General features: G+C 47.4%; 21 protein-coding genes. 17 read left to right on the top strand and 4 right to left on the bottom strand.

Going from position 1 to position 25,423, the window contains the following annotated elements; genetic code table 11:
* Positions 1 to 103: 103 nt before the first annotated feature.
* From gorA to HUB64_RS22125, 15 genes are all read left to right on the top strand, one after another.
* Entirely contained in the window at positions 104 to 1,459 is a 1,356-nt protein-coding gene (gene gorA / locus HUB64_RS22195; protein WP_173497828.1) for a glutathione-disulfide reductase, read from the top strand.
* A gap of 181 nt (positions 1,460 to 1,640) precedes the next feature.
* A complete protein-coding gene (locus tag HUB64_RS22190) occupies positions 1,641 to 1,841 on the top strand; it encodes a DUF1656 domain-containing protein (RefSeq protein WP_173248380.1) in 201 nt (66 codons plus the stop codon).
* A 6-nt stretch (positions 1,842 to 1,847) separates the two neighbouring features.
* Positions 1,848 to 2,711 (top strand): HlyD family secretion protein, encoded by an 864-nt coding sequence (locus HUB64_RS22185; protein WP_173497827.1) that lies wholly within the window; start codon positions 1,848 to 1,850, stop codon positions 2,709 to 2,711.
* Between the two features lie 5 nt (positions 2,712 to 2,716).
* The gene (locus tag HUB64_RS22180) at positions 2,717 to 4,789 is read left to right on the top strand and encodes an FUSC family protein (protein ID WP_173497826.1); all 2,073 of its coding nucleotides are present in this window, start codon (positions 2,717 to 2,719) and stop codon (positions 4,787 to 4,789) included.
* 163 nt (positions 4,790 to 4,952) lie between these two features.
* Entirely contained in the window at positions 4,953 to 5,129 is a 177-nt protein-coding gene (locus tag HUB64_RS22175; protein WP_168826181.1) for a hypothetical protein, read from the top strand.
* Between the two features lie 3 nt (positions 5,130 to 5,132).
* Positions 5,133 to 6,629 carry a sodium/proline symporter PutP gene (gene putP / locus HUB64_RS22170; RefSeq protein ID WP_168826179.1) on the top strand — a complete coding sequence of 499 codons (1,497 nt, stop codon included), beginning with the start codon at positions 5,133 to 5,135 and terminating at the stop codon, positions 6,627 to 6,629.
* Positions 6,630 to 6,640: 11 nt separating this feature from the next.
* Positions 6,641 to 7,741 (top strand): glutamate 5-kinase, encoded by a 1,101-nt coding sequence (gene proB / locus HUB64_RS22165; RefSeq protein ID WP_105250714.1) that lies wholly within the window; start codon positions 6,641 to 6,643, stop codon positions 7,739 to 7,741.
* Between the two features lie 48 nt (positions 7,742 to 7,789).
* Entirely contained in the window at positions 7,790 to 9,037 is a 1,248-nt protein-coding gene (locus HUB64_RS22160; protein WP_168826177.1) for a glutamate-5-semialdehyde dehydrogenase, read from the top strand.
* A 402-nt stretch (positions 9,038 to 9,439) separates the two neighbouring features.
* Entirely contained in the window at positions 9,440 to 11,626 is a 2,187-nt protein-coding gene (locus tag HUB64_RS22155) for a TonB-dependent siderophore receptor (RefSeq protein ID WP_173497825.1), read from the top strand.
* Positions 11,627 to 11,665: 39 nt separating this feature from the next.
* Positions 11,666 to 12,307, top strand: coding sequence for a nickel transporter (locus HUB64_RS22150; protein WP_105250717.1), 642 nt, complete (start codon positions 11,666 to 11,668; stop codon positions 12,305 to 12,307).
* 26 nt (positions 12,308 to 12,333) lie between these two features.
* Entirely contained in the window at positions 12,334 to 13,383 is a 1,050-nt protein-coding gene (locus HUB64_RS22145; RefSeq protein WP_173497824.1) for an efflux RND transporter periplasmic adaptor subunit, read from the top strand.
* Positions 13,384 to 13,387: 4 nt separating this feature from the next.
* Positions 13,388 to 16,555 carry an efflux RND transporter permease subunit gene (locus tag HUB64_RS22140; RefSeq protein ID WP_173497823.1) on the top strand — a complete coding sequence of 1,056 codons (3,168 nt, stop codon included), beginning with the start codon at positions 13,388 to 13,390 and terminating at the stop codon, positions 16,553 to 16,555.
* Positions 16,548 to 16,916: a hypothetical protein gene (locus HUB64_RS22135; protein ID WP_105250720.1), complete on the top strand. Its 369-nt coding sequence runs from the start codon at positions 16,548 to 16,550 to the stop codon at positions 16,914 to 16,916. Before HUB64_RS22140 ends, HUB64_RS22135 begins: the two co-directional genes overlap by 8 nt.
* Positions 16,913 to 18,502: a PepSY domain-containing protein gene (locus HUB64_RS22130; protein ID WP_173497822.1), complete on the top strand. Its 1,590-nt coding sequence runs from the start codon at positions 16,913 to 16,915 to the stop codon at positions 18,500 to 18,502. The genes HUB64_RS22135 and HUB64_RS22130 overlap by 4 nt, the downstream gene beginning before the upstream one ends.
* Positions 18,499 to 18,825 (top strand): DUF3325 domain-containing protein, encoded by a 327-nt coding sequence (locus HUB64_RS22125; RefSeq protein WP_173497821.1) that lies wholly within the window; start codon positions 18,499 to 18,501, stop codon positions 18,823 to 18,825. Before HUB64_RS22130 ends, HUB64_RS22125 begins: the two co-directional genes overlap by 4 nt.
* A gap of 387 nt (positions 18,826 to 19,212) precedes the next feature.
* Here HUB64_RS22125 and HUB64_RS22120 read toward each other — a convergent pair whose 3' ends face one another.
* Together HUB64_RS22120 and HUB64_RS22115 are read right to left on the bottom strand one after the other, a co-directional pair.
* Positions 19,213 to 20,736: a P-loop NTPase fold protein gene (locus HUB64_RS22120; RefSeq protein WP_173497820.1), complete on the bottom strand. Its 1,524-nt coding sequence runs from the start codon at positions 20,734 to 20,736 to the stop codon at positions 19,213 to 19,215.
* A gap of 216 nt (positions 20,737 to 20,952) precedes the next feature.
* Complete coding sequence (locus HUB64_RS22115) at positions 20,953 to 22,485, bottom strand: DUF3612 domain-containing protein (RefSeq protein ID WP_173497819.1); 1,533 nt, start codon at positions 22,483 to 22,485, stop codon at positions 20,953 to 20,955.
* A gap of 255 nt (positions 22,486 to 22,740) precedes the next feature.
* Between HUB64_RS22115 and HUB64_RS22110 the strand changes: the two genes are divergently transcribed.
* Together HUB64_RS22110 and HUB64_RS22105 are read left to right on the top strand one after the other, a co-directional pair.
* Entirely contained in the window at positions 22,741 to 23,304 is a 564-nt protein-coding gene (locus tag HUB64_RS22110) for a malate synthase (protein ID WP_011845404.1), read from the top strand.
* Positions 23,305 to 23,590: 286 nt separating this feature from the next.
* Positions 23,591 to 24,541, top strand: coding sequence for a YeiH family protein (locus HUB64_RS22105; protein ID WP_106648891.1), 951 nt, complete (start codon positions 23,591 to 23,593; stop codon positions 24,539 to 24,541).
* A 23-nt stretch (positions 24,542 to 24,564) separates the two neighbouring features.
* Here HUB64_RS22105 and HUB64_RS22100 read toward each other — a convergent pair whose 3' ends face one another.
* Positions 24,565 to 24,711, bottom strand: coding sequence for a hypothetical protein (locus HUB64_RS22100; protein ID WP_173496095.1), 147 nt, complete (start codon positions 24,709 to 24,711; stop codon positions 24,565 to 24,567).
* A 113-nt stretch (positions 24,712 to 24,824) separates the two neighbouring features.
* Positions 24,825 to 25,370 carry a LuxR C-terminal-related transcriptional regulator gene (locus tag HUB64_RS22095; protein ID WP_173497818.1) on the bottom strand — a complete coding sequence of 182 codons (546 nt, stop codon included), beginning with the start codon at positions 25,368 to 25,370 and terminating at the stop codon, positions 24,825 to 24,827.
* Between the last annotated feature and the right edge of the window lie 53 nt (positions 25,371 to 25,423).

The raw sequence follows: 25,423 nt of genomic DNA, 5'->3' as shown, positions 1-25,423 counted from the left end.
CTTATACGTTAATGATGCAATAGGCTGGTCTGTTACCGCAAAGCCCCCTACAATGACATTCTGCTGTAAAGCATCTCATCCTTGAAGTAAGACGGAGAAACTCATGGCTCAACATTTTGACTATATCTGCCTAGGCGCAGGCAGCGGCGGTATCGCCTCAGCAAACCGAGCGGCAATGCGTGGTGCTAAGGTTCTACTCATCGAAGCCAAACACGTGGGTGGCACCTGTGTAAACGTAGGTTGTGTACCCAAAAAAGTCATGTGGTATGGCGCCCATGTTGCCGAAGCGATGAACCTTTACGCCAAAGATTATGGTTTCGACGTCACTGTTAATAAATTCGATTGGAACACTTTGGTCGAAAACCGCGAAGCCTACATTGGTCGTATTCACGATGCCTATGACCGTGGTTTTGCCAACAACAAAGTGACGCTGTTAAATGGCTACGGCCGTTTTGTGGATGGCAACACCATCGAAGTGGACGGCGAACATTACACTGCCGATCACATCCTTATCGCCACTGGCGGCGCGCCGACGATTCCGAACATTCCTGGCGCGCAATACGGTATCGATTCCGATGGTTTCTTCGCCCTGCGCGAGCAACCTAAGCGCGTTGCCGTTGTTGGCGCGGGTTATATCGCCGTAGAAGTCGCTGGCGTGTTACACGCTCTGGGCAGTGAAACTCACTTATTAGTGCGTAAACATGCGCCGCTGCGTAACTTTGACCCTATATTAGTCGATGCTCTCGTCGATGCGATGGCAACCGAAGGCCCAACATTGCACACCCATAGCGTGCCAAAAGCCGTGGTTAAAAATGCCGATGACAGCCTGACATTAAACTTAGAAAACGGTGAAAGCATTACAGTCGATTGCTTGATTTGGGCAATTGGCCGCTCACCTGCAACAGGCAATATCGGCCTAGAAAATACTGAAGTGCAATTAGATAGCAAAGGCTATGTCATCACTGATGAGCAGCAAAATACGACTCACAAAGGGATTTACTGTGTCGGCGACATTATGGCGGGCGGCGTAGAGCTCACTCCTGTTGCGGTTAAAGCGGGCCGTTTGTTGTCCGAGCGTTTATTTAACGGTATGACAGATGCCAAAATGGATTACAACCTGATCCCAACAGTTGTATTCAGCCATCCGCCTATCGGCACTATGGGCTTGACCGAACCAGAAGCCCGTACTCAATACGGCGACGATAACGTCAAAGTGTATACATCGACGTTTACCTCAATGTACACAGCCGTTACGGCCCATCGCCAAGCCTGTAAGATGAAGCTAGTCTGCGCTGGCAAGGACGAAAAAGTCGTCGGTATTCATGGTATTGGTTTTGGTATGGACGAAATCCTTCAAGGTTTCGGCGTCTCCATGAAAATGGGTGCAACTAAGGCCGATTTCGATGCGGTCGTTGCTATCCACCCAACGGGCGCCGAAGAGTTTGTTACCATGAGGTAGAAGCGATTTTCGCTTTGATTTCATCATATTTAGGGCCAGCTTATGCTGGCCCTAATTGATCACAGATAGTATAAAACCATTAACTCTCACGCGACTTTCCTATAATCTCGACTGAGTACTTTGCATTTTAAACACCTAGCGCGGTTATCGCTGCGCCACTGTTATCGGGATGAATAGCGTAATGCTTAAAGAACTCGCGTTCGATGGTTTGTTATTTAGTCCATTAATTATCTTTATCCCCTTAGCTTTTCTGCTTTCCTGCATCACTCGCTTGGTACTCTATCAAACTGGGCTCTATCACACGCTGTGGCGCGCAGCTTGGTTCGAAGTTGGGCTGTTTATCTGCTATCTGGCTTTGGTCATTTACTTGCTTGGGAGTTGATTGTTCATGGGAAAAATCTTTCGTATCAGCCTCACCCTTATTGTGGTCACGATTGCTGGTATCGCCGGACATTGGATATGGTCGCACTACCTTTATTCTCCTTGGACCCGCGATGGCCGAGTTCGCGCCGAAATAATTACCATAGCGCCAGATGTGTCCGGTTGGGTAAACCAACTGAATGTAAAAGACAATCAAGTCGTTAATAAAGGTGATGTATTGTTCACAGTGGACGATACCCGCTACAAAGCCACCATTGCCGAATTGAATGCCAAAGCAGAAAGCCAAAAATTGGCATGGGAACTGGCAAAACATAAATACAAACGCCGTATCGGTTTGACCAACGCCAACTTAGTCAGCAAAGAAACCTTCGACGAAGCCTTTATCAATACCGAACTGGCAAGAACCAGTTATGAACTCGCACAGGCACAATTGAATACCGCCAAAATTGACTTAGCGCGGACGCAAATTCACGCCCCTGAAAATGGCACCCTGATCAATTTAAGCCTGCGTAATGGCAACTATGTCAGCAAAGGCAACTCGGTATTTTCGCTGGTCAAACAAGACTCTCTCTATATCACAGGCTATTTTGAAGAAACCAAAATCCCCTTGGTTCACATAGGTCAAAACGCCGATGTCAGCCTAATGAGTGGCGGCCATTTCTTGCACGGAAAAGTGGTCAGCATAGGTAAGGCGATTGCCAATACCAATGTCACCACTAATGGGCAGTTATTGCCGCAAATCGGCCAAACCTTTAATTGGGTGAGATTGTCACAACGTATTCCGGTCGATATCCAGCTAGACAGCATTCCTAAGGACATAGAGCTGAGCGTCGGCATGACAGTTTCCATCCAGCTACAGACTGACAAATAGTCATTATGACGCTGTTACTTAAGAGTTTATTTTTTCCTGACCGACGAACCATCATCTTCGCGATTAAAGGCGTGATCTCGATGGCGCTCGCCTTATATGTGGCCATGTTCTTAAATTTAGAACGGCCATATTGGGCGCTGGTGTCGGCGGTATTTCTGCAAATCCGCCCCGAAAGCGGGCTCGTGATCGAAAAGGGCTTATGCCAAATCGGCGGCACCTTAGTCGGCGCGCTCGCGGGGATTGCCATACTCAACGGGTTTACGCCCTATCCCGAACTCGCCTTAGGATTACTCGCCTGCTGGATAGGGCTAAATTCTGGGTTGTCGGCCATGGTTCGCCAGCAAAACTTTGTCTATGCCTTTGCCATGGCGGGCATGACAGCCTGCTTGATAGTGCTCATTGTGATGGCGAGCCCAAGCACGGCCGATAGTGCAAAAATATTCGATGTGGCACAGTCGAGGATCAGCGAGATTGTCGTCGGGGCGATATGCGCCGTCTTGGTCAGCTCGCTACTTTGGCCGACCAAGGTAAAACATAGTCTGCAATTGCATGCTAAAAACACCATTAATCATACGCTTAACTATCTTGCATTAGAACTCGATTTACAGGGGGAACATGCGAGTCGCCATGAACATATCGACACTATTATGGAATCAGTATCGGCGCTGAGTGACGACTCCAGCGCAGTGATTTATGAAGGCCCCGAAGGACGCGGGCAGAGCCATGCGGCGAACTTTCTCTGCAATAAAACCCTTTCGCTGTTGGCGGCAATCCAAATATTTGGCCGACTACAACGTAATCATTCCCATCTGGTCAGCGAACCGCTCGCGAAAACCTTAGCCAATATGCGCAGCAGTTTTACCCTGATGGCGCAATCCACTGATGACCAAGAATGCTACAAAATGGCGCGTACTTTAAGGTATCAACTCCAACAAAACCTGATGCAATACCGCGACCGAAACCCATTAGAGACTCGCTTACTCAAAGTTGCGATGGAGTTAAGCGCCGATCTGATCATGGTGCTCAAGAGTTATAACGTACTGACAAGCAATTCTGCGGTACAACTCAACGCGCCGCCAATGGAATTTCACCGAGATCCACTGATAGGGTTTACGACCGGTCTACGCAGCATGGCGGTATTTGTCATTGGGGCTTCGCTGTGGATCGGCACAGGGTCGAGTGCGGTACTCATGATGATCCTGATGCCTGTAGTCTTTTCCATCATGATGGCGCGCCAGCCACTGCCGATGCTAACCACGATTTTGCGCCGTATTCTTGTTGGTATCACTATCGCTGTGCCCCTCACAGTGTTTTACGCTTTACCTTTGCTGGCAGAGAGTAGCGGCGATTTCGAAATCCTCATTTTAGTGCTCGCAGGCCCCTTTTTTATTGGGCTACTCGCCTTAGCGAATCGACCGACCTTGCCCTATGGGCTCGGGATTTGCGTGCCGTTTGCGGTATTAGTACAGCCCAGTAATACCATTTCATTTGCGATAGAAAACACTGTCAGCAATGCCTTAGCGATTTTTGTTGGCGTTACTGTGCTGTATTGGTTGTTTAAATTGATTACCGAACCTAGCCAGCGGCTGATGCAATATCGTCTGCTGCAATCTATCCAAAAAGATCTAGTGCATATCGCGCAGCATGATGATCCTGAGCCTTGGTTTAACGCCCGCATGGGCGATCGACTGCTGCGGATAGCCAGTTACGAAAAAGGCTCGGGCAAGAGTTCGAGGGTATTTACCGATCTGGTGTTCACTGCACTGAATCTAGGCCATGTGTCGATTCGAATGCGGCGCATGTTGCAGGGGATTTCAGATACGCACTCAGACTTAGGCTTAGAAAATGCACTCAACCTCTGGCAACACAATTTAGGTCAGGCATTTATCGCCTGCGCCCACGGCCAAGTCGCAGAAGAGTTTAACATCAGCAGCGAAGCCTTATTACAAGCGCTGGCGCAATGCCCGTTACCCCACGAACAATTCACTCTGATTACTGGGATGTTTGAACGCATCACCTTAACCTTCGAACGTACTGCCCACAGTATCGCCGAGCAGAAAAACACCTCTGAAAAATAGTCAGTTCTCAAACTATTTTCCGCCCCCAAAGCCACTCTCGCACCGCCGCCAAAACCATTTAAATCCAATAGAAGCTTGATATTTGGCCGATAAAATGCCTTAATATAATTAGATCACTAACTATATTGGTGATATAAATTCAATTATCAACCAAGGAGCAATTATGTCTACGGAGAACCCACCAGAGGAAAATCTTATCTCGCAAGTAGCAAGCTTTACCCGATTACACGCCAAGGAAACAATGCAGTTTATGTGTTTATGCGCAATATTAAGCACCTATCTCTTTGTCATTTTGAAACCGAGTATTATTCAAAATAACAAAGCGTTAGGAGACAAATAACCCATGAATTACCTGGCTTACGTTTCCTTAGCGATTTACTTTATCGCCATGCTTGCTATTGGCTTATTCGCCTATAAAAAATCCACCAGCGATGTATCCGGCTATATTTTGGGCGGCCGCAAGGTGAGCCCACAGGTCACCGCACTCTCAGCGGGTGCATCTGATATGAGTGGCTGGATGCTAATGGGTCTTCCCGGCGCAATGTTTTTGGTTGGTTTCGAAACCATTTACATCGCACTTGGACTATTGATTGGTGCTCTAATTAATTACTTGGTCGTTGCACCCAAATTAAGGGTCTATACCGAAGTCGCGGATAACGCCCTCACTATCCCGGAGTTTTTTGCTAAACGCTTCGGCAATGCCAACAGCAGTATCCGAATTATCTCGGCCGTGATCATTGTGATCTTCTTTACCTTGTATACCTCAGCGGGTTTAGTGGCTGGCGGTAAGTTATTTGAGTCAGCATTTGGCCTGAACTACGACATAGGTTTAGTCGTCACCCTCGGCGTAGTGGTTTCTTATACCTTGTTGGGCGGATTCTTAGCAGTGAGCCTCACTGACTTTGTCCAAGGCTGTATCATGTTTGTCGCTTTAATCTTAGTGCCTGTGGTGGCATATCAAGAGTTTACCAGCGCTGACACTATGCTGAACTTTGCGTATCAATCGATTCCACACTTCACCGATGCCATGCAGAACGTCACTATGTTAGGGCTTATCTCAAGCTTATCTTGGGGACTCGGTTACTTTGGCCAACCACATATTATTGTCCGCTTTATGGCAATTCGTTCAGTCGCTGACATTAAAACCGCCAGACACATAGGTATGGGCTGGATGACAGTGACCATTGTGGGTGCACTGGCAACTGGCCTTGTCGGCATCGCTTACGCCAATAAATTTGGCATGAAGCTGACCGATCCTGAAACCATCTTTATCGTGTTTTCTGAGTTGTTGTTCCATCCGATCATTAGTGGCTTCTTATTAGCCGCAATTCTGGCCGCGATCATGAGCACTATTTCATCGCAACTATTAGTGTCATCAAGCTCGCTAACGGAAGATATCTATCGCGTGATCTCGAAGAAAGAATCTAGCGAAAAAGACATGGTGAAAATGGGACGTTTTGGCGTAGCTGGCGTGGCAATTGTCGCAAGTCTACTGGCGCTTGACCGCTCTAGCAGTGTGCTATCACTGGTGAGTAATGCATGGGCAGGATTCGGTGCAGCCTTCGGTCCGTTAGTCTTGTTTAGCTTGTATAAAGCTAACCTAACCCACAAAGCCGCGATTGCCGGCATAGTGTCAGGCGCAGCCACAGTGCTGTTTTGGATTTATGCACCAGTACTTGCTGACGGTAAAGCTTTAACCACAGTGGTGTATGAGATGATCCCCGGCTTTGCCGTGAGCAGTGTGGTGATTTGGATAGTCTCGTTACTCGATACTGATCCCTGTGCCAAAACCACTAAATTATTCCATAAGGCTGGCCGTGTTTTAGCCGAAGACAGATGAGGCGCGCAGGTATGACTGACTTACCCTGGAAACGCATTGTCGTTAAGGTAGGTAGTGCCCTGATTGCTCCACACAAACAAGGTTGCAGCAGTCACTACTTACTCGGCATTGCCCAATTTATTACTTATTGTCGTGCCCAAGGGATCCAAGTTGTCTTGGTCTCTTCGGGCTCAGTCGCTGCAGGATGGCATCACTTTGGCGAGGTTGATAAACCGAGCGTCACAGTGAAGAAAGCCATGGCAGCAGCGGGTCAGGCCGATATGATGGCCACATGGAACAAGTTATTTGATTTCCCAACCGCACAGCTACTGTTAACCCACGGTGATTTACGCAATCGAGATCGTTACATCAGTATTAAAGACACGATTTTCAGCCTACTCGAACATGGGCTATTGCCTATCATCAACGAGAACGATGCCGTCACCGCCGACAAGCTCAAAGTTGGCGATAACGATAATCTCTCGGCCATGGTCGCCGCGGCGGCCGATGCCGATACGCTGATTATCTGTTCGGATGTGAATGGGCTTTACACACAAAACCCCCATGAATATCCCGATGCACAGCTTATCAAGCAGGTTACCGAGATTAATGCCGAGATCTACGCCATGGCGGGCGGCGCTAGCAGTGCCGTCGGTACGGGGGGAATGCGGACTAAGATACAAGCCGCCAAGAAGGCGATTTCCCACGGGATCGAAACCTTTATTATCAATGGTTTTGATGCCGACTCATTCAACCAATTGTTGAAGGGCCAAAACCCAGGAACCTTATTTACCCCCGATGAAAAGCCAATGCAGGATCACTTGCACTGGATGACACATACCTCGCAGGCTCAAGGCGAAGTCATTGTTGAAAATGACTTTAATATCGCCCTTGATATCCATAGCGAGCAATTGACCAGTGACGATGTCGTTGCCATCAATGGGGACTTTTCTGTCGGTGACACCATTTTAGTACGCAAAGACGATGGCACTAAATTGGCCAAGGCCAAATCCAATTACAGCAGTTGTTTACTTAGCTTTATCACAGACCAAGACGATCGCGAGTTTGCCAGTGAATTTCAGCAAAAGACTGGGCCGATTATTTCCGAGAAAAACATCGCCATTCTCGAATAAGCATCAGCCGAATAAAACTAAGCGAGTAAACATCTAAGCGGAGTAAATATGACTTTAATCAAAAATTTATCTCAAGAAGCTGCCAAAGCGGCTCTGATCCTCGCCCAAGTTGACGAACAGCTTAAAAATACTGTACTCCTCGATATGGCACGCTCATTACGCGAAAAGTCCTATGAAATCCAAAGCGCAAATTTAATCGACTTACACAGAGCGACCGCCGATAACGTCGGCCCAGCCATGCTCGACCGATTAACGCTAACGCCAGAGCGTATCGAAGCTATGGCGGTAGGCATTGAAACCATCGCCGCCTTACCCGATCCCATTGGCAACGAACGCTATATTGGTCAACGACCTAATGGTTTATCCATCAGTAAGATGCGCGTTCCATTGGGCGTGGTTTGTATGATTTATGAAGCGCGCCCCAATGTCACCGCCGATGCGGGTGCCCTGTGCTTTAAATCCGGCAATGCCGTGATCCTGCGCGGTGGTAAAGAGGCGCTGCACAGCAGTAAAATTATCGCCACGATTTTGCAAAGCGTATTGAAACAATACGGCTTGCCCGAGGCGTTAATCACAGTAGTGCCCGACCCAGATCGCGCCCTCATGCTAGAACTGCTGCAGCAACGAGATTATATCGATGTGATCATTCCCCGCGGCGGTGAAGGCTTGATTAACTTTGTGACTGACAACAGTAAAATCCCAGTGATCCAGCATTTTAAAGGCGTGTGTCATTTATACGTCGATAAAGATGCCGATCTGGATATTGCTATGGACTTACTGCTCAATGGTAAAACCCAGCGCACTGGCGTATGTAATGCCCTCGAAGCCCTATTAGTACACCAAGAAATTGCCTCGCAATTCCTGCCTAAAGTAGCCAAAGCGCTGGCCGAGCATAAGGTTAAAATCAACGCTTGTACTCAAGCCGGTGGCTACTTCGAAAACTGTACGTATATGGAAGAAGACGATTTCGGCCAAGAGTATTTAGATCTCGAAATTGCCATTCGCCAAGTCGATCACTTTGACCATGCTATCCAACATATTGCCCGTTTTGGTAGCCAGCACACCGAAGTGATTTGCACCGAAAACGAAGTCACTGCCGCACACTTCCAACGTGCGGTCGATGCTTCTGTGGTAATGGTCAATGCCTCTTCGCGCTTCTCCGACGGCAGCGAACTCGGCCTTGGAGCAGAAATCGGCATCGCGACCTCTAAGCTACATGCCTATGGCCCAATGGGACTCGAATCCTTGACCGCTGAGAAGTATTTAGTCTCAGGCACAGGCCAAGTGCGGGCGTAAACCTAAGCTGTAAATCACACTTTTAGGCTTAACAAGTCCGTTGGATTTCGATTCAATTGTAAAGATTAAAGGCCACAGTCAGTAACGACTGTGGCCTTTTTGTTGGCTAAATTGACTCGAACCACAACAGCCTGAGTTCCCAGTCAATGCCCTGAAACCGAGTTATAGTAAGGCATGCGCTAAAAGTGCAGATCCCACTGCGACGGCTTATCACAGCTCGCTGACAAGCTATTCGCCAATAAGTTACAACCCAGCTTAAACAATTTACACATTGAGCATATTGCATTTATTTTAAACAAACCTATCATGCGATCGATTCTCATTTGCACCTAAACACTTTGTTTGCACTCAGGATCACCAATCATTATTTAATCTGAAATCGCCTGAAAGGATTGAAATACCATGCCTCCCCTATCTGTTTTAACGTCTTGGCGCTCGCCATTGATCCCTGTACTTCTCAGCACACTTACTCTGACGGTTCAAGCCAATACTGACCCTAAGCAAGATGAGAAAAAAGATACAGAACAGATAGAAAGATTGAACGTGGTAGGAACATACACCCGCGCGGCAATGAATAGCGCCACGGGTTTGTCTATGTCACTCCAAGAAACCCCACAAAGCGTCACTTTGATTACCGAAGAGATGATCAGTGACAAAGGTTTGGTCACTATGGAGTCAGTGTTAAATCACACTCCTGGCGTCACTATGGTGGGCGATGCCTCTGAAAATAGTCAGATATTCGTGCGCGGTTATGCACTCGACAGCGGGGTGCAAATTGACGGCTTAATCACAACCTCTTCATCCCATGTTTACAGCGGCTCAATTGATCAAGGTTTAGACCCTGTGATTGCCGAACGGGTTGAAGTATTAAAAGGGGCGGCAGGGATTTTAAGCGGTTTAGGTGAACCTTCTGCCACGGTTAATTTTATTCGTAAACGTCCAACGGATGACACCCGTGCCACGGCAAGTGCAAGTTATGGCTCATGGAATACCTATAGACTTGAGGCCGATGTTTCTGGCTGGCTAACGGATTCGGGCAATGTGAAAGGTCGATTCGTAAGTGCAGTGAAGAAAGGCGATTCTTTTATCGATCGCTATCAACGCGATACCACAGTGCTCTATGGCGTAGTTGAAACGAGTCTCGGCACAGATGCTAGCTTGTCGCTGTTTGCGGACTATCAAAAATCACAAACCGACGGTGTGTATAACTGGAACTCTAATCCCGCATTTTATACCGATGGCACAGCTGTCGATTTTGGCCGCAACTACTCTAGCTCACAGGACTGGACCCATTGGGACGTGACCCAAAAGAGTCTCATGGCCGAATTTAAACATAGATTCGATAACGACTGGTCACTCGTCAGTGCCTATCGTATCGCCAACGCCACCATAGACGCATTGGCCTTTTACCCTGGCGATTATATCGTCAAATCAACCGGCGAATTTGTTGGCCCTTGGGGCGATACCTATGCAGCCCAACATGATCGTGAATCCGATACCAACAGTTTCAACCTGTATGCAACGGGTAACTTCGACTTACTCGGCCGTGAACATAGCGCTGTGATCGGTTTTAACTATGGTGACAACGAGTTCGATAACATCAACACGAACTCCGCCCCCCAACGTCGCTATAACGTCGCGGATCAGGGCAATTACCCCAAGCCTAATATTCCTAATTCACCCACCAATGGCCAAACCAATGAGCAAAGCCAATCGGGTGTTTACGGCACTGTCCGTGTCAATCTGTTGGATTCACTGAAATTAATGGTCGGTGGACGCGTAAGTAACTGGTCCTATGAAAAGCATGATCTCGTGGGTAACAGCACAGATGCAACCATGGAAAAAACCGGTATTTTCATCCCCTACTACGGCCTAGTCTACGATGTGACCGAGCAGATCGCTGTCTACGCTAGCCGTACTGAAATCTTCAAACCTGGCACCTATTTTGGTGAAGATGGCCAACTGCTCGAACCTGCAGAAGGCACAAACGTCGAAGGCGGCGTCAAGGTCGCGCTGTTCGATGACACGCTAAACATGTCAGCCGCCGTCTACGAAACCAATAAAGACAACGAACCCGAATATGCAGGGAAAGGTCAGCTACCTTCCGGTGACTCTATCTACGAAAGTGTGGATGGGATTACCACCAAAGGCTATGAGTTAGAAATTGCCGGACGTCTTACCGACTTATGGGATATCAGCGGTGGTTATACCCACAACAATGCAGAAGATAAAGATGGCCTACGTCGTCAAACTTATCTGCCCGAAGATATCTTCAAACTCACCACTAAATATAACTTTGAAGATATTCTACCGGGCATTACTGCAGGTGCGAGCTGGCGCTGGCAGAGCAGCACCTTCTATCAAGGCACTATTTGGGGTGTCGATGGCGCGCCGAATGTGGCTTACCGCCAAACACAATCCGCCTACTCACTCGTTGACTTAATGTTTGGCTACCAAATCACACCTTCTATTTCTATGCAATTGAACATTAACAATATTTTCGACAAGAACTACAACCGTTCACTCTGGGGTTACGCCGACTTTGGCGAACCACGTAATGCCACACTGTCACTACGTTGGACGCTCTAAAACATAGCCCTAACCCGAAATAACATTAAGGATAATCAAATGAAACAAGCACTTGTAATACTCACTTTACTCGGCGGTATCGCTTTTTCGGCTCAAGCACATGAAGTATGGCTTGAGCGTAATAACGATGGTTCGGTTAAAGTGCAATTTGGCGAACCGGGTTCAGAGCAAGCTTCGGCAGAAGAGTTAGCATCGTTAAGCGCGGCGCGTATTTTCGCCGCCAATGCCAAGACACCGTTAACCGCCACAGCGCAGGCCGATCATCTACTGGTCAAAACCCAAGATAGCAAGAGTGACATCAGTTTCTATGCCGATACCGCGTGGCAACCATGGAAAACTGAGACCGGATTGCAGGCCGCAATACTCTATGCCCGCACGGGACAAGAACACACAAAAGCGCTGCAAGATTTTGAATTTACGCCAGTAAAGTCAGGCGTTCCCGAGTTTGTGCTTAGCTATAAAGGCGCACCACTGGTGAATCATCCAGTACAAGTTTATCGCCCCGGTTTTTGGAGTAAATCTTTCACCACCGATGCCCAAGGTAAATTCGCCCTCGATACCCCAGATGCGGGCCGCTACTTACTCGTCAGTAATCACACTACAGAAGGTAAACAAACACTCGCAGGCAACGAGGTTGATAGCGTTTTACACATCACCACCACGAGTTTTATCACTCAGTAATAATCTTATAGTGAGATGGAGTTAACGTGCGTTATTTAATGATAGGTTTATACATGCTGTGTTCTGCAGTACACGCAAGCACAGCACCTGTAACAGTCGCCTTGCCCCAAACAGGCAGTACCAATGAACTTTTGCCACTCAGTGGCTCCATTAAATCCGCACGGGTAGCCCGCTTATCGGCACGTACCGATGGCCTAGTCGCCAAAGTACTGGTCGATGCGGGCTCTAACGTTACCGCTGGCCAGCCTTTGCTCGCACTCGATGACACCTTAGCCGTACATCAATTAGCACAGCGTCAAGCCGGTGTAATGGCCGCTAAGACCATGCTGCTAGAAAAACAGCGACTCCTCACCGAAGCGCAAACACTCAGTTCTCAGCAATTATTCCCCGAAACTGAGCGCGCGATTCGTCAAGCGGCGTTAACCGAAGCCGAAGCTAATCTGCAGAGTTTAACGGCAGCATTAGCACACCAAAAAGAGGTGGTCGCCCGCCACCAACTGATCGCGCCGTTTGCGGGAGTGATTTCAAGCAAACAAACTGAAACCGGTGAGTGGGTTAATGTTGGCACTGAAATCTTCACCTTAGTATCCCAAGAACAGCTCTGGCTCGATATTCAAGTCCCACAGGAAATGTTCCAAAATATAGCCACTGCAACTCAAGTCGATATTGCTGCAGATATGATGCCTGAACAGCAGTTTATCGGCCATGTGAATGCACTCGTCCCCGTGAGCGACCACAATGCTCGCAGCTTCTTGGTGCGCTTAACCATTCCTGATGCGAGTGGACTTTTGATGCCCGGCACATCGGCCACTGCGACCTTCCACTTACAGCGGGCGCAACACAGTGTTGTCGTGCCGCAAGATGCGCTAGTCCGTCACCCCGACGGCCAGTTCAGTGTCTTTACCGTGCAAAACAACATAGCCCAACGGCATACCGTTCAAGTGGGCCATACGAGCGCCATCGGGATTGAAATCCTTAGCCCATTACCCAAAGATGCGCCCGTAGTGATCCGAGGTAACGAGAGCCTACAAGACCAACAGCCAGTCTCTGTACTCAACTCTGCTGTAGGAGGTTAGTGGGATGCTGAAGTTTGGAATTAAACATGGCACCTTACTGTCTGTCATAGTCCTGATATTTTGCGTATTGGGCACGGCTGTAGCACTGCGTATCCCAATCCAAATGATCCCCGACTTAGATGTGCGCACCATCAGCGTGGCCACAGGTTGGCCGGGAGCGACACCGCAAGACGTCGAAAAAGAAATTCTACTTGAGCAGGAACGCTACCTGCGCACCCTGCCCAACTTACAACGCATGACATCTTGGGCAGATACGGGTTCGGCATGGATCGAACTCGAATTCCCCCAAAGCACTGAGATAAGCGATGCGCTTATTCGTGTTAGCAATGCGCTCAGTCAAGTGTCGTCCTACCCTGAAAACGTCGATCAACCAAGGCTTTACAGCAGTTCATATTCAGACAACGCTTTCATGTATTTCCGCCTGGTGCCTGTCGCGGGGAACCCGCTGAATCTAGACATAGACATGATGCGCGATTTTGCTAACGACTTTATTCGCCCACAAATGGAGCGCGTCAAAGGCGTTTCCTCCGTCACTATTCAAGGCGGCGCTGAACGGCAAATTCAAATACGGCTCGATCCCGCCAAACTCGCCCAACGTGGCATCAGCATTATGGACGTGCGCCAAGCCATTCGAGATCGCAACAAGGACACTTCTGCGGGCGATATCGACAGTGGTAAAAAACGTTATTTACTGCGGGTAATTGGCCGTTTTGAGGATTTAAATCAACTTAAGCAACTGATTTTAAAACGCCAAGGTAATACGAATATTCTGCTGCAAGACGTTGCCGAGATAAAACTCGACCACGCCGAGATCCGTGAACTGTCCTTTGCCGAACAAGAACGCACCCTCAGCTTAGCGGTCAAACGGGATGTCGGTTCTAACGTTATCGCCATCAAAGATGCCATGATGCCCGTGATAGCGCAGATCAATCAAAATCAACTCGCCCAGCACGCCATGCAGTTAGAGTTATTCAGTGATGATGTGCGCTATGTGCAAGATTCAGTTGAAAATGTGTGGGTGAATTTAGGTCTAGGTGCCTTACTGGCAACCTTGGTCATGTACCTCTTCTTGCGCTCGAATCGAGCCACCCTGATTGGTGTTATCGGTATTCCGCTGTGTACCTTAGCCGCCTTCGTCGGGCTGCTGGTGTTTGATCGCACCATTAATGTCATTTCATTGGCGGGTGTTGCCTTTGCCATAGGCATGACGGTCGATAACAGCATTGTGGTGCTCGAAAGCATTGAACAAGCGCGCAGACGCGGATTAGATCGTCTCGAAGCAGCCATAAGTGGTATCTACGATGTGTGGCCTGCGGTACTGGCCTCGACGCTCACCACAGTACTAGTGTTTGTACCCATTCTATTTATCAAACAAGAAGCGGGACAACTGTACTCGGATATCGCGATTGCCATCGCTTCATCCATTATCGCTTCTATGCTGGTCGCGGTGTTCATCGTACCCGCAGCTATTGCCCGTTTTGGTTTCGGTAAGATGCACTCGGCGCAGACAAACCAAAGTGAGCCCCCCAAAGCATCACGCATATTGAGCTTAGTCAGCCAACTTGTACTGTCGGCAAGACGCCGCGCCTTTGTGATTGTGCTGTCACTAATCTCGACGATTGGGCTTGCTGCTTGGCTGATGCCCCCGGCCGAATATTTACCCGAAGGTGAAGAACCAAAAGCCTTTACTTCTATGGTCGCGCCGCCGGGTTACAACCTATCGGAAATGGCTAAAATTGCAGAAGAATTAACGACTCAGCTATCCGCAAGAGTCAATGCCGAGGCGGCATCCTTTGAACGTGGTGAGCAAAAGATCCCGCCGCTAAAATACTATACCCTCAGCGTGGGTGTCGGCAGTATTTGGGTGATGAGCGAACCCATTCGCAGCCAAGATATGGATGCCATGATGAGCTCACTCACCGCCTTGTTTGAGCAATATCCTGGCATGCGCGCCTATTCATCGCGGGGGTCGATTATTTCCAGCAACGATGGTGGCACCCGCGCTGTCGCCTTGGACATTTCTGGCCCAAATCAAGCCAGCCTCTATCGTGCAGCCGAAGCGGCGTATCAAGCGGCGGAAAAAGTATTTGCCGAGCCGCAGCTGTATTCAGACCCATCGACCTTATCGCTAGACCAACCGCTGTGGCAGATTTCCCCTCGCTGGCAACGTCTTGTAGAACAAGATTTTAGCGGCAGCGAGTTTGGCTATGCGGTTTCGGCACTGAGCGATGGCGCCTATGTCGACGAGTTTTTCCTCAATGATAACAAGGTGGATATCTTTCTATTTAGTCTGGCAGGCAATCAACAGAGTTTGTCGCAATTAGCGCTCGCTCCGATAGTCACGCCTAAGGGCAATGTACTGCCACTGCAAGCCTTGGCCGACATTAGCGAGCAGATGGATAGCGACAGTTTACGCCGCGTCGATGGCCGCAGAACCGTGACTCTTTACATTATTCCGCCGCGTTCCATTGCGTTAGAAACCGCTGTGGCTAAGGTGCGGGAAGAATTAGTCCCCATCCTCTATCAACAGGGTGCTGTCGGCAAAGATGTCAGTTTGGATATTTCGGGCGCAGCCGATCAGCTCGAAGCGACGAAAGCGGCACTCTCCAGCAATTTTCTGGTCGCCGTGTTGATCATCTACTTGTTATTAGTCGCGATTTTTAATCACTGGGGTTATCCGTTATTTGTGCTGATCACTATCCCGCTAGGACTTGCTGGCGGTTTAGTCGGCTTACAAGCGCTTAATTATACTGGCAGCTTATTTGCGTATTTTGGCGGCCAAGGTTGGCACCAACCCTTTGATATGATTACTATGCTTGGATTTTTAATCCTACTCGGCACTGTCGTTAACAACCCGATTTTGATCGTGGAACAGAGCCGTAAAAACCTGCAATCGGGTCAGTTTGGTGTCGTTGAAGCCGTCAAATCTGCCGTCGCCAGTCGATTACGACCAATTCTAATGTCTACCGCGACGACCTTGTTTGGCTTATTGCCGCTGGTGTTATTCCCCGGTGCTGGCAGCGAACTCTACCGCGGCGTTGGCATAGTGGTGCTGGCAGGTCTTATCGTGGCAACGCTACTCAGCTTAACCTTTTTACCCGCCCTGTTAATCTCTGTGCTATCCCGCACCCACAAGACAAATTCAGCAGAAGTGGCACACCATCATGACTGAAAAAACCAACATGACTCCGCCGTTAACACAAAGACTGATGCGCTGGAAAACGTCAGCCATCTGGAGCGATAGCCTGCACATAGGTAATCGCTGTCTCGCAGCAACCTTTGGTGGCTATTTGTTAAGTGCAGTCGCGACTATTTTGCTCGCGCAAATCCTGCCGTTATCTCAGGTTGATCGGGTGTTAACCGCCATGATGCTGTCATTTACTGTGTACACCTGCGCCGTGATTTGGGTGTTCAGCGTTAAATCAACATGGCGATACTGGCTGGATTTATTCGCGCTCAGCGGTCTGCTGTATTTAGCTTACCTAGCCGCTAAAGCGTTTGATGCTACAAGTGCTCAAGGGAGTGGATTATGAAAGACTCCTTTTTTCGTTCAATGACTTGGCTGCACACTTGGGTTGGATTACTCACCTGCTGGGTGTTGTTTCTGGTTTTTTTCGCCGGAACAGCGGCCTATTACCGTGCTGAAATCAACCTGTGGATGCAACCCGAAAACCACGGCAGCCAATATGATGCCAATGCGGATAATCAACAATTGATACTCAAGGGCCTCACGTCCTTGGCACAACAAGCGCCTGACGCTGAGTCATGGTGGATTTACTTACCCACACAACGGGTGCCATTACTGACCTATGCATGGAGCGATCCCGCCGCTGAAGGCCAGCGATTTGGTGATTATCATCAAGGCTTTATTAACCCTGCGACAGGTGAAGCCTTACCTAAAGCACGGGAAAGCCGAGGGGGCGACTTTCTCTATCGACTGCATTTCGACTTGTACTACATGAGTGTGCTCACGGCGCGTTGGATTGTCGGCTTTTGCACTATGTTCATGCTGGTCGCCATCATCAGCGGGATAGTGATCCACAAACGTATTTTTAAGGATTTTTTTAGTTTTCGCCCCGGAAAAGGCCCGCGCTCTTGGTTAGATGCCCATGTCGCCAGCTCAGTTCTCGCATTACCCTTTCATCTTATGATCACTTACACCGGCCTAGTGACCCTGATGTTTATGTATATGCCATGGGGACTTAACACGCAATATGGTGATGAAACTCAAGCCTTTTATTCGCAATGGAAACCCATTTACCAAACTCCCGCCGCCACTGGCACACCAGCCACTATGCTCGATAGTCAGAGTTTACTCAGTGCGATTCACAGTGTCGTGGGTGAGTCGCCACTTGAAGGCTTGCAGTTTGATAATCTCAACGACAGCAATGCCAGCGTAACAGTCAAAATCGCCCCTGAGCACAGCTTAAATCAGCAAGCGCCTTGGTATCACTTGTCTACTGTGACAGGTGCTGTGTTGGCGCAGTCGGCTGTGACTTCGGGAGCGAATCAAACCCAAAGTGTCATGATAGCCCTGCACAGTGGTCGCTTTGCAGGCCAAGGCCTACGTTTACTGTATTTACTGGCGGGATTAACAGGCTGCGTGATGATCGCCAGCGGCGCAATTATGTGGGCCGATAAACTGGCACAAAAGCAGCTTAAAAAAGATAAGAATCATAGCGGGCTCACGCTAGTGAACATGTTGAATCTCGCCACCTTTGCTGGCCTGCCCATTGCGCTAGCCTGTTATTTTTATGCCAATCGACTCTTACCCGTCACCTTTGCAGATAGAGAGAACTGGGAAATCCATTGTTTCTTTATCAGTTGGGCGTTAGTCGCACTGCTCGCTTGTTTCAAACGAGATAAACAAACATGGCAACGACTTTTTTTACTCACAGCCTTACTTTATGGCCTGCTACCCCTGCTCAATGCCATGACTTCGCAGTATCAGCTGATAAGCAATCTACAGCGCCAAGCCTATGTTCTCGCAGGATTTGACCTTATGATGCTCGTGCTTGCAGTGCTGTTTTACATGGCAGCGAAACACTTGCGTAGCCCTAAAAAAGTGCTGGTTACACGGGTAACCAAAGCGACGACAGAATTAGGAGTTGAATCATGACAGCCACAGGCGAATTGTTAACCTGTTTTATCGCCATGGGGCTGTTGGCCTTATCTTATTTTAGCCACCACCGCGCCGTGCGTAACCGCCCGTTAACCGATGCACAGGCACGCGGATTTCGCACCGCTGGTACTGCAACGCTCGTCCTGTGCTATTGGCTTGCCTGTCGTCATTACGGCCCAGCGTACGCCAGCGTATTACTGCTCGGCTGGGTATGTTTGAGTTCGATAATTCTAGTGATTTTACTCAGTTACAAACCACGCTGGTTACAGCCCATATTACCCGCCAGCACCGTAGTGTGTTTGCTCGGATTGTTGTATTAACCAATGATTTTAAAAACAAAATTACGTCAACCATGAGCGAGACTGATTGATAGAAAATCATAGAGGAGGGATTGTGAGATGAGTTCTTTTTAAAACGATAAACACATGAGTGACGACATAACTAATGATTAAGCACTCTCATTCCAGTGACTCGCCGTGAATATATCCCTATAGGCTCGACGGCGGCATCTGATGTAGAAGGACCTACGAATGTCGCGATCACATGGATGTGAAAGAGCGACCATACCGCCAACGGTCACTTACACGCGAGTGCTTAATCTCGTTAATCTCTGTGTATTTTTGAAGCTTACTATTGTTACATTAATACCAAAATTTCATAAATGGATAGCTCTAAAATGACTAAGGAGTATAGATAAGCGCTTCTTTCTATTCATCAAAAGACACTGCTAACTCTACCCAGTTTTTATAATCCGTTTTACTTGCAGAGAGATTTAATAATTGCTCTTGACGGTAACAATCTATTTTATCAAAGTAAGATATACTTTTTTCATGTTTTTCATCTAAATGCTTTATATACATACTCTTATCTCTAGGTATCCAATTCGAGCACATTTTATTCATTTCAGCCAGCAATCCATTTAATCCTAAATTAAAAGAAAGGCCACGTGGTGATGTAACTAATTTAGGTAAAAAGCCTTCTTCACGATTATAAAAACAAATAGGCATATCATCTATGAAATATCCAATACTTGATATTGAAAGAGAAAAATCATGGTCTTTATCATTTGCTTCAACCCATTCACTATAAAGAGAAAAATGCTTATCCCTCAAGACAAATAAAGTCAGCAATAAATAAGGGGTAAATGTCTTGGGTGTATTGCTTAAAACAGCTATAAATTTATCCGTTAACTGTTCAGTTTCCCTTAGAGAAAGCCTAAATCTATCCGCTACAGTAGAAACCACGTTAGTAAAGTCATCTAATTCAGCTAGACTAGGTACGTATTCCTTCCATTTCGGATTGTAAGTTACCTTGCTTTCTGCAATACGGCTTACAAACTCATAGCGGGAAAGCTCTGTTAACGAGTAACGCCGCCGGAAAAATCTGCCTAAATAGGTTTGAGCATCAAAGCCCTCACCATAAACAGCTTTCACTGCATGCTGTAATTGCTCCGTATCAGTCGCAACAACAAAGGCAATATTATCGAGCTCAAAAAAGTGCTTCACGACTTCTAACATCTCTACTGCGTAACTTGGACGACAGCGATCTAATTCATCGATGAATATAAAAGCTGGTGCTTTTAAAGTACCCTTTTTATGTGCAATTACCGCAGTAATTAATTCTTTAATTTCAGATCGTAAATATTCAACCGACTTCAGTTTATCGTTGTGATCTTTCACTAAGCATTGTGCAATGGCCGCGCCTGACTCACCGAAAATATCCGATGAACCTTTGCCATCACTTTTATGCTCAGGCGATATTTTATCTTCGTCTTCGATTGAAACATCATCGAGATTCAAACCAGTTGCCTTTTTCACCAATCCTTTGAGTAAAGCAGGTGCAGCGGCCTTGATAAAACGAGCAGATTTCTTGGCAATATTTAACACAGCTTTATTGTCAGGTGGCAGTTGCTCACTTAAAGCGTTTATCAAAGATGAAATCACCGTAAGCATTGGGTCGTCTGAATAGTCCTGCTTCCAAGCATCAATATAAACGACAGGGTGACTCTCTTTAATGCTCTCTATCCAGCGGTTAATGAAATAGGTTTTACCCGATCCCCACTTAGCGTTTAGGTTTAATACATAACCACCATCGATGGCATTACTTGCCAAATAGTTGTGCAAAAATGAAGCGTATCTTGCTCTATTTAATGTGTCTTTTGGAAATAATTCTGTTCCATCAGTGCATAAAATAGGCTTCTGCCAGTTAAACTCTACAATATCATCAGACATAAAATCCCTTTTTATTAATCAGTTACTCATACTTCAGAATAAAGTCGTTATTTTGTTTAACTATCAACTAAATGAGCGATACAGACAAACACAGGAGTCCACAGAGTTAAGCACTCTCATGGAAGTGACCGTTGGCGGCATGGATGCCGCCGTCGAGCCCTCAGGGACGAGTTTACGGCGAGTCACTGGAGTAACATCAATCCCATCTGCGATACTTTATTCAGTACCATCACACTGTGACTTACCTGCTTGATAGCAACTTGGTTGACGTGGGCATACGGCGCCGCGGGAGCAAATAAGGCGGGCGTCGTTTTTAATCCCGCGTTCTATCCAGTTGATATTGAGGATTTTTGCGACGCTCACCAGATCGCTTTTAATGTGTTTGGGAATAGTGACTGAACCGCCGCTGGCGACACAGGCATTCTTCAAATCGTGGGCGATAGACAGGGCATCTTTACCTTGGGCTTCAATCGCTGGATTCAAATCGATACCAGCGCAGAGCACATGCGGGTTGCCCGCAGAATCTTCGACTTTAATCGACTCACAGCAGTAAATGCGGGGTTCGTTGCCGACGTTTAAAATCGAAATCTGTGCCGAAGTACCGACCGTCGGCTCACTGATCATCCTAAAGACGGCCCAATGCTGACAAGGGTCTTCCACTAACCGCATATTGCCCCAAGGCAGTGGAATACCGTTACCACGATAAACGGCTTTGAGTTTGCCTGGTGCGTAAGCGTCGAAATAATGCCAATGAGGATAAGGAGATACCACTGTCATGCGCCGCATGGCGACTGAGGCTGACACTTGCAGTTGCTTGTGTACTTCAATCTCATAACCGTGGCGGTCGAGTAATTGGCGATAAGGCACTTTAGGACACAGCAGCGCACCGGCGAAGAAGCTCGATTCAAAATCGCGCCATGCATGCAAGATATCCTGCGCGTTCAAGGTATTGGACTGCATACCCGCCTCTTCATCCACTTCTAATTTGCGGCCTGAGATCATCACACTCTTGAGGCCGTCCTTGTTGTGCAACACGCAATGACCTATGTGCACGGCTAAATCATATTTGAGTCTGTTGGGGCGATTTTTGAGGATTTTATTTACATAAATCGTGCTCGGCGGCTCAATAAATGAGGTGACCAACTGACGCGAACTCACGCCCATTTCATCGATAACTTCCTGCGGCGTACTGTCTATCCACTTGATTTTTAATCCCATTCCCTTAGCGATATCCAGCATATCGTCCAGAGATAAGGGCATACGTTTGAGGCCGACTTCTTCGGCGGCACGTTCAAGATCAGGGAAATGATTTTGATGATGTTCTTGATGGGCGCGGATCAATAAATGGGCAAACTGCCGACCTGAGATCCCTGTTTGCGACAGCATCTCAGGTATCGCTATTTGTAAAATATCATTGGAAAACAAAAAGCTGGGTTCGAGCGCCATACCGCTTATGCCGCCACGTCGGCCCTTGTCTGGCGTAATGGCGTTTTCTTCAGGCACATCGTCTAAGAACCATTCGGCGTCTTTTTGAAAAACCGCGGCGATCACTGCCAGCATTCCTGCACTCGGCACACGCTTGCCACGTTCGATCATCGACAAATATGACACAGAGGGCGCACTTCCCGCGTCGACTCGAATGCATCGTGCCGACAAATCTTCCATCGTTAAATTATTACGTTTCCGTAGGTTACGTATTTTTGTGCCTAGGAAATGTGATTTTCTCATCAAGCTCTGGTCATTGCGCATTTTGTAAAATTCACAGTGTAAAATTTTTATTGTGAAATTGTAGTCAAAAAAAGACTAGACTACAAATCAAGCAATCAAGGAAAGGCTAATGCGAACAAGCTAAGCCATTCCAGTACAAGAAATGCTTAACCACTCCCACTAAAAGTGGCTAAGCACTCAAAGCGGACAAACCAAATTGAAGACAAACTTTGATAAGCCAAAAGTTAAATCAAAACCCTGAATTTTTTTAAATTGAAAGAGTGAGAGGAACAAGCGATGAATATGTCAATTATCAAGAGCAACCAGATCCAACCGAATCTAAACAGCCTCATCGCAGAAGAAGTGCTAGCCGTGGCCCAAGTGAATGTCGCCGAGCACGAGAAGATCGCTAATGCGAAACAATTCCTCGACCGCCTCTTTCCACTTAACTCTGGTTCACACCAAGATGTGAGCAGCTATGTGGTTTACTATCAACACCTGTTGGCCTTTTTTGCCGACGGCAGCCACAGTGGTTTACGTCAGCCAAAACAGTTTGTGGCCTTTAACGGCACTAAAGATGCGCCTTGCGCCATAGTGTTACAGGACCTAGGTTGCCACGTTGAACTCAGTTTCGACCGCAGTGGCATGATAGGTGCGAGAGACGTTGCCAATCTGGAAGATATCCAAATCGGAACGTCATTAAACATGGTAGTCGGAACACCAGAGTCACGTTCTGCCGCATCGCGCCATTGGCTCAGCCTATTACATGCGGGAATGTCCAGCGCCAACGACACCCAAGATAAGTTGTTTACCGCAAAGGATGGCAGCGATTACAACTTGAAAAGTATCGTAAATTTATAATTTCACTCTTTATAATCTAGCCATTTACAATTTCGCCAAGGAGATGAACTGAGCTCAGTTCATCTTCTTCAATTTATCCTCCTGCTTTGCACAATCCTCTGATAGTCAATAAAACTGACTGACTAGATAAGTTTAATTGATTTTATTGAGGCTCATACACACAGTTATAATGCCCTCTTGCATCTGTCTCCATGATCAATCCAATTGATCGCCATTTTGTATCCGTCGCTTAATGTGAAGATCTGTGGTTGGAACGATAAACCGAATCGCTCGAGCCTAAGGCGTTATGAATTCTTCATCGACATCACAGCAAGATAATAAGACTCATCGCATCGTTTTCATCTGTGCGGGTTTGTTATGCCTCGCGCCTTTTATCTCATCGCCTATGGCGCTAGTGCTCGGTTTTACCTTAGCCAGCCTTGGTTGGGTGCCAGTGCAATGGAATATCGCTGCACTTACCAAAAAACTCCTGTCTTATTCGATCATTGGCTTAGGGTTTGGGATTAACTTAAACGCGGCGATCGAGGCGAGCACCCACAACTTCGGCCTGATTGTTGGCTCAATCTTTTTCACCCTCAGCTTAGGGTTTGTGCTCACCCGCGCCCTGAAATTTGATCATGTCACGGGCCACTTAATCGCCTCTGGTACCGCTATTTGCGGTGGCAGCGCCATTGCCGCAGTCGCTCCGGCCATCAATGCGCGTAACGATCAAACCGCCACTGCGTTAGCCTGCGTATTTGTGCTCAATTCAGTCGCGCTATTTTTATTCCCTGCACTCGGCCACTTGCTCAATATGAGCCAATACGATTTTGGCGTGTGGAGTGCCATCGCCATCCACGATACTTCGTCGGTTGTCGGCGCGGCTTCGGCCTACGGCGATGAAGCCTTAAAAACCGCAACCACTATAAAACTCGCCCGCGCCCTGTGGATTATCCCGATCGCATTGGTCAGCGCTATGTTGTTTGGTGGCGATAAGCGCAAGCTTAACCTGCCGTATTTTATCGGTTTTTATTGTTTAGCCATTGCCGTGGCCCATTGGTTGCCACAATTCCACGCTGTTTATGACACCTTATTTATGGTGTCGAAACGGGCATTAGTCCTGTGTTTGTTTTTGATTGGTGCAGGAATTACAGTGCAGAAAATGCGGGCGAGTGGCCCCAAACCTTTGTTGCTTGGGGTGATGCTGTGGGCAGCGATTGGTATCACGTCTTTAGTGTATATTCTTTATTTTCAATAGCTAAGATTTAACTCAAAACCAATCTACTCTGCCGTCAGCTTCATTCGCCAAGCCCAGTAGAGAACACCAACAAAGGCGGAGAATTCGATAAGTGAGCGCACGAGTCCTGTGGTTTGCGTCGAAGCGACCAAGGCAATCAGGCAAAACACGATAATCAACCAGTTTTTCAATTGCATCTTCCTGCAAACTTAGGGGATGCTCATTATTGTTTAGAACTAAAAACTCAGCAAATATCGATTTTCAATAACAAATAGCTATAACAGCTAAGCCAATCCTGCGTTGATTAAGCCGCCTTAGGGCTTGATGCTGCTTCATTCGCAGCAAGATCTTGATTATGTTCTTGAATAAAATCTTCCATAAACCAAGCGCAAAAAGTATGGCGTCCATCGACTGCCGCTTTACTGTAAATGGTCGATGCCTGTTGTCTGACGGTTTTTTCTTTAGTCTGGCGCACTTCGGCAATTTCTTTAAAGCTTAAGCCCTTAAGTAATAAAAATGCCACTTGCTGCTCACTCTTAGTAAAGCCCCAAGTCTCGAATTGCTGCGACACCGCTTGGCTATATTCTTGTCTGGCAGAGCGCATTTGCGTCGACATATTGTCGATTTTTTTATCCGCATGCTCCAACCGTTTAGCCAACGCTTTCACTTCGCGGGAGCGACGAATAAGGTCATAACTTAAGTACATGGCACCAATCACAGTGAGCACTAATAACATGGCTTCCTGCACAATATGCCATTGGGGAATGCCCAATTGAATGTCGGAAGTGATGTCAAAAAGCTTAAAGCATATGATCAAGGCCAACAGACCAATAATGACAAGATCCTTCATCGAAAAACTCCTAAATAAAAGCAAAATCAACCCATTAATTTATGGGACATATG

This window comes from Shewanella sp. ISTPL2 (assembly GCF_013283205.1).
GTDB classification, from domain to species: domain Bacteria; phylum Pseudomonadota; class Gammaproteobacteria; order Enterobacterales; family Shewanellaceae; genus Shewanella; species Shewanella oncorhynchi.
This window is presented reverse-complemented; position numbering and strand designations above follow the sequence as displayed.